Below are 15,911 nucleotides of genomic sequence, written 5' to 3'. Positions count from 1 at the left end.
GATTGTTTGTGTGTGAAACAGCCCCGGTAGTTTTACCGGGGCTGTTGTTTTAATATATTTAAGGAGTGAAGTTTCTCAAATACCTGGTGCTCTATACTGCGACAGCTCTTGTGCTTGTGTTCCTGGCGCTCGAGATAGGTTTGTCTTATGCTGCCAGCGACCGGCTGTATAGCGATGTTAAGGAACTTCCCCGCAACAAGACAGCCTTGCTCCTTACCACTAGTAAAACAGATCCGGCCGACGGTCGGTTGCTGCCGTATTACCAGCAACGGGTAGATGCAGCGGCTGAACTGTACGGGACCGGCAAGGTGAAAGAAATTCTCATCAGCGGAGCTAACGTGGGTGAGCCGACCGTCTTCCTGGTTAGAAAAGACCTGTTGGCTAAAGGTGTGCCGGCCGACCGCATTTTTATGGACACCTGCGGTTACAATACTTACGAAAGCATCGTACGCTGCCGTATGTTATTCGCCAGCGATAGCGTCACCATAGTATCGCAACGTCACCATTCTGAACGGGCTTTGTACATGGCCCGGCATACAGGCCTTCATGCAATTGCCTATGCGGCAAGCGGAGATGGCGATGAATTCGTGCCCGGTATCATCCTTCATGAATTTATGGGACGGGTAAAAATGTTCTGGCGGCTGAAGGCCGATCAACAACCGCGTCATTTGCAGGAGTGCCCTATATACAAGTAGGTTTTAATTTATCTTTTTTTTCGTATTTTTGTTATTGAACGAAAATGAGAGATGACGCGTTATAGCCGGTTCAGGATTAATGTGAGATTCCTGGTTGAAACGTCAAAAACGACAACAATTGACGACAAATAAAGGAAGGGTAGGGAGAAATGATAAGATGAAAAACAGGTAATAAAAACTAACAAATTCGATCTGAAAGCTAATCTAGTACTGTCAGACATCAAATAACATAATGTGACATTCTGGAGGGTTTTGTAACAATCAAGAAGTAAGGAGTTATGTAAAAAGATAAACCGCTTGTTGACGGGCAAGCGGTTTAGTACAAGGTTTGTGCGAAGCGTACATGGTGCCAAGGCATATAGGGACCCAGTACGAAATTGATTAAGTGAGGTCAATACTCACACGCTTCACTCACTCTTATCCCCTTGTGTACACCAAATATAATTGCCGCTTTGTAAAAATACAAGCAACTACACATAATAATATTGTTCACATAATATCACCTGTTTTCTCACCCGTATCTGTATCCCTTTCCTATGCGTCTGTTTTGTATTTTCACGCGGCAATCACACAACACACTGATGAATAAACTTATATATGCCCTGCTTCTTGCGGCTGTTCCATGCCTGACACAGGCCCAGTCTAATAGTGAGTACAGTGGCAAGAACAACGAGCTATACTGGAAGAACCGTCGTCCGGATAACGCCTACTGGCAGCAGGATGTACACTACAAGATCGATGCGGAGATAGATGAAACAGCGCATACCATCGATGCTTCGGAAACCCTGGAGTATGTGAACAACTCTCCTGATACACTCACTTATGTTTATTTCCACCTGTTCCAGAACGCTTTTGTAAAGGGCTCTTACCTCCATGACCTGGAGGAGGCGAGTGGGATTAAGGTGCAGATGGGCAGGTATGAGGCCCAAGGGTTTGGTACCGTAGTTCAAAATCTGAAAGTGGATAGTAAAGAGGTAAAGTTCGAACTGGATAACACGATCTTAAAAGTATATCTGCCCAGGCCGCTGTATCCTGGCGGCAAGACCAGCTTTACCATGAACTTTAAAACCTACTGGGACAACGGTGCTACGCGACGCCGTATGAAGATGTACGATGCCTGGGGCTTCAAGCATTATAACGGTGTACAGTGGTTCCCTAAAATATGCGTGTACGATCGCAAGTTTGGCTGGGATACCTATCAGCACCTTAATAAAGAATTTTATGGCGACTTCGGCACCTTCGATGTGTCGCTCAACTTCCCTTCTAACTATGTAGTAGAAGCTACAGGTGCACTGCAAAACCGCAATGAAGTACTGCCTGACGCCCTGCGTGAAAAGTTGGACATCAAAAACTTCAAGAACAAGAAATGGAATGAAGCACCTTCTACTATTACTCCTTATGTAAAGGGCGAGCGCAAAACATGGCACTATAAAGCCAGTAATGTGCACGACTTTGCATTCACTGCCGATCCTTCTTACCGCATTGCAACCACTTATTGGAAAGGTATCGAGTGTGTGGGTATTGCACAGGAGCCGCATGCTGCCGGCTGGCAGAACTCAGCTGAGTATGTAGCAAAGATCATCAAGACCTTCTCTGAAGACATTGGCATGTACCAGTACCCTAAGATGGTGGCTGCTGACGCTGCAGATGGCATGGAATACCCAATGCTGACACTGGATGGTGGCTCGGACCCTGGTTACCGAGGCCTGCTGGTGCACGAGCTCGCACACAACTGGTTTTACGGCATGGTAGGCAGCAACGAAACTTATCGCGCTGCGCTGGATGAAGGTTTTACCCAGTTCCTCACTGCATGGGGTCTTCGCCGCATAGATGGGGATACGCTGGTGGCAGCCAAGCCTAAATCTAAATACCGCCGCAAATTCTACGAGCCGGAGATAGTAGCAGATAAGCGTGTATTCGTTGCTTATACTTATGATGCGTTGAATAAAGAGGAGTTGCCTCTAAATACTCATTCTAACGACTTCCACAATGCACTGGGACATGAAGGTGGTTATCGTGGTGTGTATTACAAAACTGCTTCTATGCTGTACAACCTGCAGTATACTCTGGGTGATTCTTTATTCCAGGCTGCTCTGCAACATTATTTCGATCAATGGCGTTTTGCTCATCCGTATTTCGAAGACTTCCGCAGCTCTATCATTCAATACACCAATGTTGATCTCAACTGGTTCTTTGATCAATGGATCGAGACAACCAAAACTATCGATTATGATATCGACGGTATTAAACGTATCGATGACAATGACAGCTTTGCCATCAAGTTTGAGCGTAAGGGACAGATGCAGATGCCGATAGACTTTACTGTTACGGCAAAAGACGGTAGCCTGCATAGCTTCCACATTCCAAATACCTGGTTTACCAAAAAGACAGACGCGACTGTGTTGCCGAAATGGTATGGCTGGGGCAAGCTGAACGAAGAGTATACAGCAAATGTCCAGGTGCCGTCAGGTATCAAACATGTTCAGCTCGATACCTCGCTGAGACTTGCTGATGTAGACTGGACCAATAACTATAAAACACGTGGTTTGCTGCCAGTAAGCTCTAAAGCTATTGCTACCAAACTTGATGGAGGTCTCGCAGCTCCATGGGATAGGACTCATTATCGTCTTTATGTTCGTCCTGATCTCTGGTGGAACCTGGTTGACGGTGTCAAAGCAGGTGTTCACTTCGAGGGCGACTATCTCTACAGCCTGTACAAGCTAGATGCAACCGTATGGCTCAATACACACTTTTTGCAAGGCGATGACTACCTGGTATTCCAGAGCGAAGATTGGTACAACAGGTATGTGCCTATCAACTATACATTCAATTTTGTAACACCGCTATCTAAAGCTATGCCTCACCTGAAACTGCAGGTGAACAGCAGGTTGCTTGACGGTTTGTGGTATCATCGCGGTGGCTTCAATTGCCAGCACGACAACAATACACTACAGCTATATGCTCAAACTATGTGGCGCCCATTGGCATACGATCGGGATTACCTGATCTATCCGAACGAATGGAGCAGCGCCAGGGCTCATCCAAATTCCTCGGCCAATGCAGTGGCAACGCATAGTTATAGCTATAAACGTGGCGTAGGTAATTTCAGTTTTGCACTGCGTGCACCACTCCTGACAGGTAATAGCGAGGATGATTTCAACTATGCTTACGCCCAGCTCGATGCTCGTAATTACAACAATCTTGGCAAGCTGGAAGTACGCACACGTTTATTCGGTCGCTATGGGACTGGTACCAACGTGCCATATGAAAGCGCATTGTTCCTGGCAGGAGCTAACCCCGAAGAGCTGATGGAGAACAAATACACCCGTAGTGTGGGCTTTGTTCCCAACGACTGGAGGACCATCACCGGTACTGATATGAACCATTTCCAGCAGGGTGGTGGTCTTAACCTCCGCGGTTTTGCAGGTTACTTTGTAGCCGATGATAAAGAAGGTAAACTGCTGATCGGTTATAAAGGCCGTAGCGGTGCTTCTGCCAATATTGAGGTTGACTTCGACAACTATATTAAGCTGCGTCCTAAGTTTACCCGCAACTGGCTGCATACCGATGTGTACCTGTTCGCAGACGCTGGTGCCATTGAGATGAGCAGCGCCTCCGACCTTAATCAATATTGGAACGTAACACCGACCACCACCTGGAGCGCTATTCGCGCCGATGCAGGTTTAGGTCTTGCATTCACTATCAAGAATTGGGGCGTATTTGAAAAGGCCAAGCCGCTCACACTGCGCTTCGATATGCCGATCGTTATTAACAGGCCACCATTCGCCAATCCTGACTACGCGGCCTTCCGCTGGGTAGTAGGAGTGAACAGGTGCTTCTAGAATAGTAAAGACCCGCCAAATGGCGGGTCTTTCTTTTGTGTATCGTTTTATTAACCTTAGTATTTTACTATCTGCTGTGTAAAGCTGGTATGTGTTGTCTGGAATATCAGTGTATAGATACCCGTCAACAACTCTCGCAGGTCAATGTCAAGGCCCGCATTGGGGGCAAGCACCGTCTCGTAGTGAACATAACCATTGATGTCTACCAGCATCACTTCACATTCCTCCATCTCTTTGTTGATTATGTTTATCATACCTCACGATTTACAAGCCCACCACGTGCATAGATAACAATCCTATGCCACAAGGGTTAAATGAAAATTTAAGTTTAGGGCTGCAATGTTAGGAAAAATAACAATACAACGCGCACCTAGTATCCGCGGCCTTCTTTGCGCTCCATATAATTCATGAAGGCTTTGTTGGCTACACGGTTACCGCCCGGTGTAGGGTAGTTGCCGGTAAAGTACCAGTCGCCGTGGTTTTTGGGGCAGGCATCGTACAATCCTTCTATCGATTGATATACAATGTCCACCTCCGCATTCACGTCGTCCGGACGCAACATCTGGGCAATTTTCTTGCTCACCTCGTCGGCCGTAAATGGCTCATAGACTGCCTTTACAAAGTTTTCCTGCTGGAGGTTGTTTGCATCCTGGGCAGTCTTACACTTGTTGAAAGCCTCTTCCAGAATGTTGGTCATGCCCCTTTCCTTCAGCAGTTCTACGGCTGCCTGGAAAGCGATGAAATCGCCCATACGGCTCATGTCGATACCGTAGCAGTCGGGGTAGCGTATCTGTGGAGCTGAGGAAACAATGATGATGCGTTTTGGTCCCAGCCTGTCTAGCATTTTGATAATGCTTTCGCGCAGGGTAGTGCCACGCACAATGGAGTCATCTATTACTACCAGTGTGTCAACGTCTTTTTGAACAGTACCATAGGTAATGTCATATACGTGTTGCACCATCTCGTTGCGCGATGCGTCCTCGGTAATGAAGGTGCGCATTTTAACATCCTTGATGGCGATCTTCTCGATACGAACACGGCGGCTTATCAGTTCACGCATTTCTTCCTCGCTCAGGTTGCGGGCAGTAATACGCTGTATTTTGATCTCGTTCAGGTACTGTTCCAGGCCCTTTATCAAACCATAAAACGCCGTCTCGGCCGTATTGGGTATGAAAGAAACTATGGTGTTTTTCAGGTCGTTATCGAGCATCTGCAACACTTTGCCTGCAAGGTTGCGGCCAAGCTGTTTACGTTCCTTATATATTTCAGGATCGCTACCGCGACTGAAGTAGATGCGCTCGAAGCTGCACGATTTGATCTCTTTTTCCGGGAGTATCTGGGTATGGCTGAAGCTGCCATTTGCCTTCACTATGAGTGCGTGGCCCGGTTTCACCTCATGCACATCTTCCTGTTTCACGTTAAAAGCCGTCATGATCGCAGGGCGTTCTGAAGCAGCTACAACGATCTCATCGTTCTTAAAGTAGTAAGCTGGACGGATACCGTTGGCATCCCTCATCACGAAGCTGTCGCCGTTACCTACAAGGCCGCTACATACATATCCGCCATCGAAATGGCTGGTTGCTTGTTTTAGTACACCTTCCAGGTTCAGAGATGCGGGGTTGGTGTCGTCGGCCATGCTCAGGTAATAATGCACAGTCTCGATCATTGCGCCCAGGTCGCTTTCGCGTATAGTAGTGGTAGGATGAGAGTCCAGCATAGAGAACAGCTCATCAGTATTTACCAGGTTGAAGTTGCCCGCCATAGCCAGGTTGCGGGTGGGGTTGATGTTTGGCTTCAGGAAGGGGTGGCAGAATTCCACGTTGTTCCTTCCCTGAGTACCATACCTCAGGTGTCCGACCATAGCCTCACCCATGAATCTCAGGTAACCTTTCAGCAGGCCGGGGTACTGGCGTATCTCAGGGTACATCTTTTCCAGGTCGCTTACTTCCTGTTGTACATTCTGAAATATCTGGGAGATGGCTTGCGGACCGCTGATGCGCAGCCTGTGCATGAACTGATGCCCTGGCTCAACATTCAGCTTGAGTGTAACTATACCTGCGCCGTCCTGGCCGCGGTTGTGCTGCTTTTCCATCAGCAGGTATAATTTGTTCAGGCCGTAAAAGGCTGTTCCGTATTTGCGGTGGTAGTAAGCCAGCGGTTTCAGCAGGCGTATGTATGCAAGACCACATTCGTGGCGTATCGCGTCTGACATGAGGGTGCAAAGATACTAAGCTTTTGCAAAGAACAGGCTGCCCTTGGATTGAAAATGGTGATGGGCGGATTCTTCCCCCGGTTTCTTAAAATGAATGTTAAAAGCCGTGCTCACCAGCAAGGCAACCCCGATCACCAGGATACAAATAGCAGATACCTTTTGGAGGAGGCCAATACGTTTAATGGTGAGTTTTCTCCGGATAGCATCGGCAAGGAATACCTTGCATACGTCTACCAGCAAGATCAATCCCAGGCAGCTCCCAAAGAGTACAATGCGGTAAAAGCTGGTCGTATTTGCTGTAGCCGTTACTGCCGCCAGCCATGTGATAATAACCCCCGGATTAATGGTATTGATCAGAAAACCGCTGGTCCAGATGCGCAGCAGGTGAGCATTGCTGATCGTCACCTTGGTTTCATTAGGGTTGGGCGGCTTTTGTTTTGTCAACAAGCCCGCCAGTCCAACGACTATCAGGATCCCCGCTCCTACGTATGCTATCTGGCTTTTATACTCATTCAGCATTTCCAGCCAGCTAGCAGCAACATTAGCAATAGTTACATACATAATGTCGCTAAGGGAAACCCCCGCTATAAATGCCAAACCGGCTTTATAGCTGTGGTTGAGGCTGTATTTAATAACAGCAAACAGGGTAGGGCCTACCGAGATAGCCATGAACAGCCCAAGTAATATTCCTTTTAGTGCTGCATCGAATACATGCATGCGGCAAGATAAAAACTAAAACCGATAGGTTTGATAATATGAAACGTTAATAGATGTTTGAAGTTGCGCGAAATGTTGAAAACTAAGCGCGTAGCTCAATAGTCATTGTCCGTTCTTCGGGGGTAATAACCTCGATAGATAGCCATAGATAAGGTTTGGGCAACAGGTTTATTGCTTTCTCCGGCCATTCCACAAATGAATAGCTATCTTTTTGCAACAGGCAGTCTTCTAATCCCGCATTGATCGCTTCATCATCGTCTTTCAAGCGGTACCAGTCCATATGATAAATGACACGATCGGTACCATTATCATCAAAATGATACTCATTAATGAGCGCAAAAGTTGGACTGCTCACAGCATCACGCACTTTCAAATGATCGCAAAGGTGATGTATAAAGGTTGTTTTACCAGCTCCCATCTCGCCGCTAAATGCCAATATCCTGTACTGATTAGCATATTGCCAGAACTGATGAACAGCATTTTCAATATTGGCTAAAGAATAGGAAATTTGTAATGACGCAGTTGGCATGATTTAAAATGCGAAGATACATGTAATGAACACACTATGTCAAAGACTTATTCGACGATAGTAGAAGGAATGACCTGTGGCAATTGTGCGCTCACCATTTCCAAAATGCTGGAAAAGAAAGGCGCGACTAATATTTCCGCCAATGCAGCTTCAGGTGAAGTGAATTTCACCGTGCCTGAAACTCTGGATGTGACCGGTATATATAATACAATAGAGGACCTTGGATACCACGTAGTACGCGAGGAGGATGAAGGAGCTCACGGACACAGTCACGACCATGACAATACCACTTTATACCTGGTAGTTTGCGCCCTGTTCACTATTCCGCTACTGGCCCACATGTTTTCGGACTGGCATGTGCTGCACAACCCGTGGGTGCAACTGGCACTCGCTACTCCTGTCTATGCCATTGGGCTTTATGTATTTGGTACCAGCGCGGTCAGGTCGTTGAGGCACGGTATGCCCAACATGGATGTCCTCATTATTCTTGGTGCGTCGGCAGCATATATTTATTCGTTGATCGGAATGTTGTTCATTCCTGGTCAGGCACACGACTACTTGTTTTTCGAAACTACGGCGTCGATCATAACCCTCGTTATGTTTGGCAACTGGCTGGAGCATAAAACAGTTAAATCCACAACACAGGCAATCGATGCATTGGTAAAGCTCCAGCCACAAACAGCTCGGCTCGTCATTGTAGATAGCCTGGGCAAGGAAACCATGCTGCAGGTTGAAAGCAAGTACGTAAAAGCAGGCGACTTAGTAGTAGTGAACAATGGCGACAGTATACCTGTTGACGGTAAAATAGTTTCTGGCGAGTCACGTATTGACGAACACATGATCACGGGTGAGAGTCTGCCGGCACATAAATCTGTTGGCGATGATGTTGTAGGCGGTACTGTAGTAGTGGATGGCAATTTGCGCTTTAAAGCTACTACAGTCGGTAGCGCCTCTGTATTGTCAAACATAATTCGTCTGGTAAGGGAAGCGCAAAGCACCAAACCGCCGTTGCAAAAACTGGCAGATAAGATCAGTGCTGTTTTTGTGCCAGCCGTACTCGGGATTGCATTACTCACATTGCTGATAAACTGGCTTTTTGCCGGGCATACATTTCCTGAATCGATGATGCGCAGTATTGCGGTTATGGTAATTGCGTGTCCTTGTGCAATGGGGCTGGCAACACCGGCAGCCGTAGCAGTCGGCCTGGGCCGCGCAGCTCGTAACGGTATGCTGGTAAAAGGCGGAGATACATTAGAGCGCCTGAAAAAAATAGAGCAGATAGTATTTGATAAGACAGGGACGCTGACGACTGGCAAATTGCATATTGAATCGTTCAACGCAAACGGAATAGAAGAAGACCAATTCAAGAGTATCGTCTCTTCAATTGAGCACCATTCGTCTCACCCTATCGCAAAATCGATAACAGCTTCGTGGCAGAATGCTCATAAAGTTGGCTTTGAGCGAGTGGAGGAGGTAAAAGGTGCCGGCATGGTAGCTACAGCACATGACGGCACGGTTTGGAAGCTTGGCTCTGAGCGGTGGTTGCATGCAACAGCTTCAGCAGATAAAGGATATGATCTTTATTTGTACCGAAATGACCAATATGCGGGCGCTATTCGCATAGCCGATGAATTAAGGCCTGAGGCAGCAGAAACAGTCGCCGATCTGAAGAGGCTGGGATACAAAACCATATTGCTGAGCGGCGATAAGCGGGAAAAGTGCGAACACATTGCAAGTCAGTTAGGCATTGAAGAAGTTTACTGTGAGCAATCTCCTGAGCAAAAAAATGACATACTTGGTCGTTTGATGGACAAGGCGCCGACCGCGATGGTAGGTGATGGTATCAACGACGCTCCGGCGCTTGCGAAAGCGACTGTTGGTATATCGCTGAGTGAATCGTCGCAGATAGCCATACAGTCTGCCAATATCATATTGTCAAACAACCAGCTTTCCAGTCTGCCCAGGGCTATCAAGTTGGGCATTTATACAGAACAGACCATCAAGCAAAATCTGTTCTGGGCGTTCTTGTACAATGTCATAGCCATCCCCGTAGCAGCGTTAGGATATCTGAAGCCCACATGGGGAGCGGGTATTATGGCGCTGAGCGATGTAGTGCTTGTTTTGAATTCGTTGCGTCTCGGCGTTCGCCGGCTTGACTAGTTATGAGTCGGGCATAGGTTTTGTGTCTTCTTTCTGATTGTCACGTATATGAACTTGAAATACAGGAGCTTTCTTATAACGATGTGTTGCTGTGTGCTTTGCGCATGTGGCAGTTCGCGACACTCTCCCTATGAAGGTGCCAAACGTGTATGCGACGGCAGAGATCAGAATAACGGTATTCGATGGTGGTTGGTAGACAACAAGGTTCTTGATGGGTATTCTGCTATGTCGTTGCCGTCTTATTACCAGGTATACGCATTAGATGCCGGCGAATTAAAACGATATTTTTCGTTGGCCGACCATAACAAATCTACTTTGTTCTTTGTGCCATTAGGTAGTCAGCCTAACTGTATACAATATGATATTACCCGCTCGGATATTTTGCCAGATAGCCTGAAAAAGAAGTATCCGAATTTGGTTTCCCTGAAAGGGAAGGGTGCCGGAGGCAATGATATTCGTCTTGATTATGACGGCAACGTTCTGCAGGGGCAGGTAATATCAGATGGCGAAATGTATTATATTACACCGTTGAATCACAATGGTAAGATCTTTCACATGGTGTACAAAAGGTCTGATACCAAAGAGATAAAGCAAGAATTTGAAAGACCCTGACCGTATAACAGACTATGATTATGGTTAAAAATTTACTACCAGCTTTATTGCTTTTCTGCTGTTGCTCAGAAGTGACCGCTAAGAATAATGATAACCTCTGGCAAAATGCAACGGTAGCTCCGTCGGGCGTTAGCGCAAACGTTAAGTCTTTTACTGCATACCGGCTTCAACTTACGGGTATGGAGCAGCAGTTGTTATCGGCGACAATTGAAAAAAGTATAGTTGTTGGCCTGCCTACTCCTGATGGACGCAGCCGGAATTTCAAGGTCTGGGATGCTCCTGTAATGGAAGATGGCCTTGCTGCTAAATATCCCCGTATAAAAACGTACAGGGGGGTGGCGATAGATGATCCGACAGTTACTGTGCGGATGGACATTACAGTATCAGGCTTTCACGCCATGGTATACGATGGTTCCAATACCTACCTAGTTGATCCTTCAGGAAATGACCGAAACACTTACGTGTCTTATTATAAACGTGATTTTTTGCGCGCTGAATCTGAAGTGCCAGCCTGTGACATGGCTAGTGTTACGGAGCAGGAATTAACTGCCGGCGCTATTCAGTTGAACGATCCCAAAACGCCGTTGAAAGTGAATGGTACTATACGACGTACCTATCGCTTAGCTTTAGGTGCCACAGCTCAATATTCTGCGGCTGTAGCCAGCGCGAATCTTACCAAAGCGGCCGTATTAAGCGCTATGGTCACCACAATGAACCGGGTTAACGGAGTGTATGAAAAAGAAGTCGGCGTTACAATGGTACTGGTGAGCAATACCGACGATCTGATCTATCTCGCAGAAGATGACGGTTATGATAACGCTAACGGAACTACGATGTTGGGCCAGAATCAGACCAAGGCAGATGCGATAATTGGGTCGGCTAACTATGACATAGGCCACGTGTTTAGCACAGGTGGCGGAGGTATAGCAAGCCTGGGCTGTGTATGTAAGGTTGGCCAAAAAGCCCGAGGAGTTACAGGTCAGCCAAAACCTGAAGGCGATCCATTTGATATAGATTATGTAGCACATGAAATGGGCCACCAATTTGGAGGTAACCACACGTTCAACGCAAATTTTAACGCAGGCTCATGTACCAATAATGCCGTGCAAAGCGCAGCATATGAACCGGGTGGAGGTTCTACAGTTATGGCTTATGCAGGCATTTGTGGCAGTGCGAATGATGTAGCGAAACGAAGTGATGATTATTTTCACCTGAAAAGTCTTGATCAAATAACCAATTACCTGGTGAGCGGCGCCACGTGTGCCACGGTTGCGCCGTCAAATAATACACCACCTGTAGTTCCTTCGTTTTCTCAAACGTTTAGCATTCCTTTTTTGACGCCATTCGAACTCACTGCACCTGAAGCCGTAGACGCAGACCATGATATTCTTACATATTGCTGGGAAGAATGGGATCTTGGTGACTTTGGTTCGAGCTTTGCAGCTACCAGTGAGTTTGGACCGATTTTTCGTTCATTTAAGCCCACCGCGTCGCGCATAAGGGTATTTCCTACGCTTGATACACTCCTGAAGAATAAGATATCTTATGTTGGCGAGAAGCTTCCATCTGTGGCGCGTACATTAAATTTTAGATTAACAGTACGTGATGTCTTGAATGGCTACGGCACATTTAATTTTCTTACCGATCAGATTACACTAAATGTAGTGAATACGGGAATCCCATTTGCTGTGACAAGTCCCAATTTTTCCAGTAACTATTGGCAGATAGGGACTAATGTACCGGTGAGCTGGGATGTGGCGAACACCACAGCCTCTCCCATTAACTGCAACGCTGTTGATATTCTATTGTCGGTTGATGGTGGACGCACTTATCCGTTCACGCTGGCATCAGGTACGCCCAACGATGGCAGCGAGACAATCACGGTGCCTTTTGCTCCAACAACGTCGGCACGGGTAAAGGTAAAAGGGAGTAACAATGTTTTCTTCGATCTTAGCAACGAGTCATTTTCGATAAATACATGGCCTGCATCCATTGAACCACTAGAACAATCCGGTGAGGTTGAAATTTATCCTGTGCCTGCGCACGATGCCGTGAACGTATACATTCATAACGATCAGTTGCACAAGGTTGTCATAGTCAACACGCTTGGGCAAACTGTGTTTGCTGCAGAAATGATGAAGCAGATGGAAGTAGACGTCACCACCTGGGCAAAAGGTGTGTACCACGTTCGCCTGGTCAATACAGCCACCAAAGAAGAAATGGTGCGGAAGATAGTTGTTGACTAGACTTCAAGCTCCTGCTTCAGGAAAATACCCGTGATGCTTTCCTTTTTTGCGGCCACATCTTCGGGCGTGCCGCTTGCTACCAGCGTGCCACCTCCGTTTCCTCCTTCCGGACCCATATCTATCACGTAGTCGGCTACTTTTACCACGTCTAGGTTGTGTTCTATAACGAGTACTGTATTGCCGCGATCGACCAGCCTGTTTAATACTGACAACAGGTGTCTGATGTCCTGGAAGTGCAGCCCTGTAGTTGGTTCATCGAGTATATAGATAGTTTGTCCTGTATCGCGTTTGGAGAGCTCCGTGGCAAGTTTTACCCGTTGTGCTTCACCGCCGCTTAGTGTAACAGCGCTCTGGCCTAAAGTAATATAACCCAAGCCTACGTCTTGCAGTGTTTTGATCTTACGGTGCAAGAACGATACGTTCATGAAAAACTCCACAGCATCGTCAACAGTCATTGCCAATACATCGGCGATTGACTTTCCCTTATAGCGAATCTCCAGTGTTTCGCGATTATACCGGCGTCCATTACATTTTTCGCATGGTACATAAACATCGGGCAGGAAGTTCATCTCGATCACACGCATACCGCCTCCCTGGCATTCTTCGCAGCGTCCGCCTTTTACATTAAATGAGAATCGGCCTGCATTGTACCCGCGTATCTTGGCCTCCGGTACCTGTGCAAATAATTGACGGATCTCGTTAAAGAACCCGCAGTATGTTGCAGGATTACTGCGCGGCGTACGCCCGATCGGGCTCTGGTCTATTTCAATAACTTTATCGATATGCTCTAAGCCAGTCACCGATTTATAAGGCATCGGCGTCTGTTTAAAGTTGTGATAGCAGTGTTTACCAAGAATAGGGTAGAGGGTCTCGTTAATAAGCGTACTCTTGCCGCTGCCGGATACGCCACTCACACAAATGAATGTGCCCAGTGGTAGCGTAATGGAAACGTTTTTCAAATTATTGCCGGTAGCGCCTTTCAAAACCAGTTTTTTGCCATTGCCTTTTCTTCTTTCTTCAGGTACCTCTATGTTCAGTGTTCGATTAAGATAACCCGCTGTTGTCGTGTTTTCTTTCACCACGTCATTGGGATGGCCCTGGCTTACTATTCGCCCTCCATGGTAACCGGCATTAGGTCCGATATCTATCAGGTGATCTGCTGCCATCATGATATCCTTATCGTGCTCAACTACCAGCACTGAGTTGCCCCCATCCCGAAGATCTTTTAATGCATTAATAAGGCGTTGGTTGTCGCGCTGATGCAAGCCAATGCTGGGTTCATCCAATATATAAGTGATACCGGTAAGCTGTGAGCCTATCTGTGTGGCCAGCCTGATGCGCTGAGATTCTCCGCCGCTTAACGTGCGGGTAGCGCGGTCGAGTGTCAGGTAATGCAGGCCTACGTTAAGCAGGAAGTGCAAGCGTTCTCTTATCTCCTTTAAAATATCCTTTGCTATAAGGTTTTGTTTTTGGCTAAGGCGGCCTTCTACACCAATGAACCAATCAAACAACTCCTGCAATGATTTAGATGACAATTCGGCGATGTTTGCCTTGTCGATCTTAAACCATAAGCTCTCCTTTTTCAACCTTGCGCCGTCACAAACCGGGCAAGTATTCAGTTGCATATACCCTTCGGCCCAGTCTCGTATGGCTTCCGATGTTGTTTCATTGAACCAGCGAAGCACCATGTTCACAATGCCTTCATAACTGTGCTGGGCTACATGTTCATGATAGGTTTCGGCCTCATCGTCCACATAAGTTATAACCCCTTCTTCATTTCCATAGAGCAGAATATTCAACTGCTTTTCGGGAATATCTTTTATGGGGATGTTAAGCGGGATCTTGTTTTTCTTTGCAAGGATCATGGCCTGTTGATAGGTCCATGCATCACGTTCACCACCGAGCGGAGCAATACCACCATCGTTGATGCTGACATTTCTGTCCGGGATGATCTCGTCCATGTTCACCTGGTATATGCTACCAAGTCCTTTGCATTTAGGACACGCGCCATAAGGTGAGTTGAAAGAGAAGGTATTTGGTGAAGGTTCTTCGTATGACAAACCAGTGTCGGCGCACATTAATTGCTTGCTGTATTGGCTTAGCTTATTCTTGTCTGCGTCGAGTAAAAACATGAGCTCTTTACCCATCTGCAGCGACTTTTGAATGCTTTGACTCAGGCGAGCCTGCGCCTCTGTCTGAACAACTAGCCTGTCGATAACCAGCTCTATATCGTGTATCTTATACCTGTCTAGCTGCATGCGCTCCTTCAGGTCCACGATCTCGCCATCTATGCGCACCTTGAGGTAGCCTTGTTTTCTTAATTGCTCAAACAACTCGCGATAGTGACCTTTGCGGCCGCGGATCAGTGGTGCTAGTAAAACGATCTTACGTCCCGCAAAGTGTTCTTGTATGTGCGACACGATCTCTTCTTCGCTGAAGCGGGTCATTTTTTTGCCCGTGTTATAAGAATAAGCTTCAGCAGCGCGTGCGTATAACAGCCGCATAAAGTCATACACCTCAGTAACGGTTCCGACCGTTGACCTGGGGTTACGGTTAGTTGTTTTCTGTTCTATGGATATTACCGGGGACAGGCCGGTGATCTTATCAACATCAGGTCGGTCGAGATCGCCAAGGAACTGCCTTGCATAGGCAGCAAAACTTTCCATATACCTGCGTTGGCCTTCGGCAAATATCGTATCAAACGCCAGCGAAGATTTTCCGCTGCCACTGATACCGGTAATGACCACCAGTTTATTTTTAGGTATGTTTACGTCAATATTCTTAAGATTGTGCACCCTTGCTCCCTGGACTTCAATAAACTCGTCGAGGGCTTCCTTACCTGATCTAGCCATAGCGTTAAGGAGCCAAAATTAAGAAATGTACTAACGTCGCGCGTTC

At 46.9% G+C, this 15,911-nt stretch carries 10 protein-coding genes; 5 read left to right on the top strand and 5 right to left on the bottom strand.

Features of this window, described 5'->3' with window-relative positions; translation table 11 throughout:
• Nucleotides 1–65: 65 nt before the first annotated feature.
• Both P2W83_RS01905 and P2W83_RS01900 read left to right on the top strand, forming a co-directional pair.
• Complete coding sequence (locus tag P2W83_RS01905) at nt 66–695, top strand: SanA/YdcF family protein (protein ID WP_276131988.1); 630 nt, start codon at nt 66–68, stop codon at nt 693–695.
• Between the two features lie 581 nt (nt 696–1,276).
• Nucleotides 1,277–4,537, top strand: coding sequence for a M1 family metallopeptidase (locus P2W83_RS01900; RefSeq protein ID WP_276131987.1), 3,261 nt, complete (start codon nt 1,277–1,279; stop codon nt 4,535–4,537).
• A gap of 56 nt (nt 4,538–4,593) precedes the next feature.
• Here the strand turns inward: P2W83_RS01900 and P2W83_RS01895 are convergent, their stop codons facing one another.
• The 4 genes from P2W83_RS01895 to tsaE form a co-directional block, all read right to left on the bottom strand.
• A complete protein-coding gene (locus P2W83_RS01895) occupies nt 4,594–4,791 on the bottom strand; it encodes a T9SS type A sorting domain-containing protein (protein WP_276131986.1) in 198 nt (65 codons plus the stop codon).
• Nucleotides 4,792–4,907: 116 nt separating this feature from the next.
• A complete protein-coding gene (locus tag P2W83_RS01890) occupies nt 4,908–6,749 on the bottom strand; it encodes an amidophosphoribosyltransferase (RefSeq protein ID WP_276131985.1) in 1,842 nt (613 codons plus the stop codon).
• 15 nt (nt 6,750–6,764) lie between these two features.
• Nucleotides 6,765–7,466 (bottom strand): LysE family translocator, encoded by a 702-nt coding sequence (locus P2W83_RS01885; RefSeq protein ID WP_276131984.1) that lies wholly within the window; start codon nt 7,464–7,466, stop codon nt 6,765–6,767.
• An 82-nt stretch (nt 7,467–7,548) separates the two neighbouring features.
• The gene (gene tsaE, locus P2W83_RS01880) at nt 7,549–7,995 is read right to left on the bottom strand and encodes a tRNA (adenosine(37)-N6)-threonylcarbamoyltransferase complex ATPase subunit type 1 TsaE (RefSeq protein ID WP_276131983.1); all 447 of its coding nucleotides are present in this window, start codon (nt 7,993–7,995) and stop codon (nt 7,549–7,551) included.
• A gap of 36 nt (nt 7,996–8,031) precedes the next feature.
• Here tsaE and P2W83_RS01875 point away from each other — a divergent pair, with 36 nt between their 5' ends.
• The 3 genes from P2W83_RS01875 to P2W83_RS01865 all read left to right on the top strand — a co-directional run bounded on the left by P2W83_RS01875 (nt 8,032) and on the right by P2W83_RS01865 (nt 13,013).
• A complete protein-coding gene (locus P2W83_RS01875) occupies nt 8,032–10,155 on the top strand; it encodes a heavy metal translocating P-type ATPase (RefSeq protein ID WP_276131982.1) in 2,124 nt (707 codons plus the stop codon).
• A 93-nt stretch (nt 10,156–10,248) separates the two neighbouring features.
• Nucleotides 10,249–10,767: a hypothetical protein gene (locus P2W83_RS01870; RefSeq protein ID WP_276131981.1), complete on the top strand. Its 519-nt coding sequence runs from the start codon at nt 10,249–10,251 to the stop codon at nt 10,765–10,767.
• Nucleotides 10,768–10,787: 20 nt separating this feature from the next.
• The gene (locus P2W83_RS01865; RefSeq protein WP_276131980.1) at nt 10,788–13,013 is read left to right on the top strand and encodes a reprolysin-like metallopeptidase; all 2,226 of its coding nucleotides are present in this window, start codon (nt 10,788–10,790) and stop codon (nt 13,011–13,013) included.
• On the opposite strand, the gene uvrA is transcribed toward P2W83_RS01865, so the two are convergent.
• On the bottom strand, nt 13,010–15,865 hold the full coding sequence (uvrA, locus tag P2W83_RS01860; RefSeq protein WP_276131979.1) for an excinuclease ABC subunit UvrA: 2,856 nt from the start codon (nt 15,863–15,865) through the stop codon (nt 13,010–13,012). The genes P2W83_RS01865 and uvrA overlap by 4 nt on opposite strands.
• Nucleotides 15,866–15,911 lie beyond the last annotated feature (46 nt).

The sequence above is a fragment of the Polluticoccus soli genome, assembly GCF_029269745.1.
In the GTDB taxonomy this organism is placed as follows: Bacteria; Bacteroidota; Bacteroidia; order Chitinophagales; family Chitinophagaceae; genus Polluticoccus; species Polluticoccus soli.
This window is presented reverse-complemented; position numbering and strand designations above follow the sequence as displayed.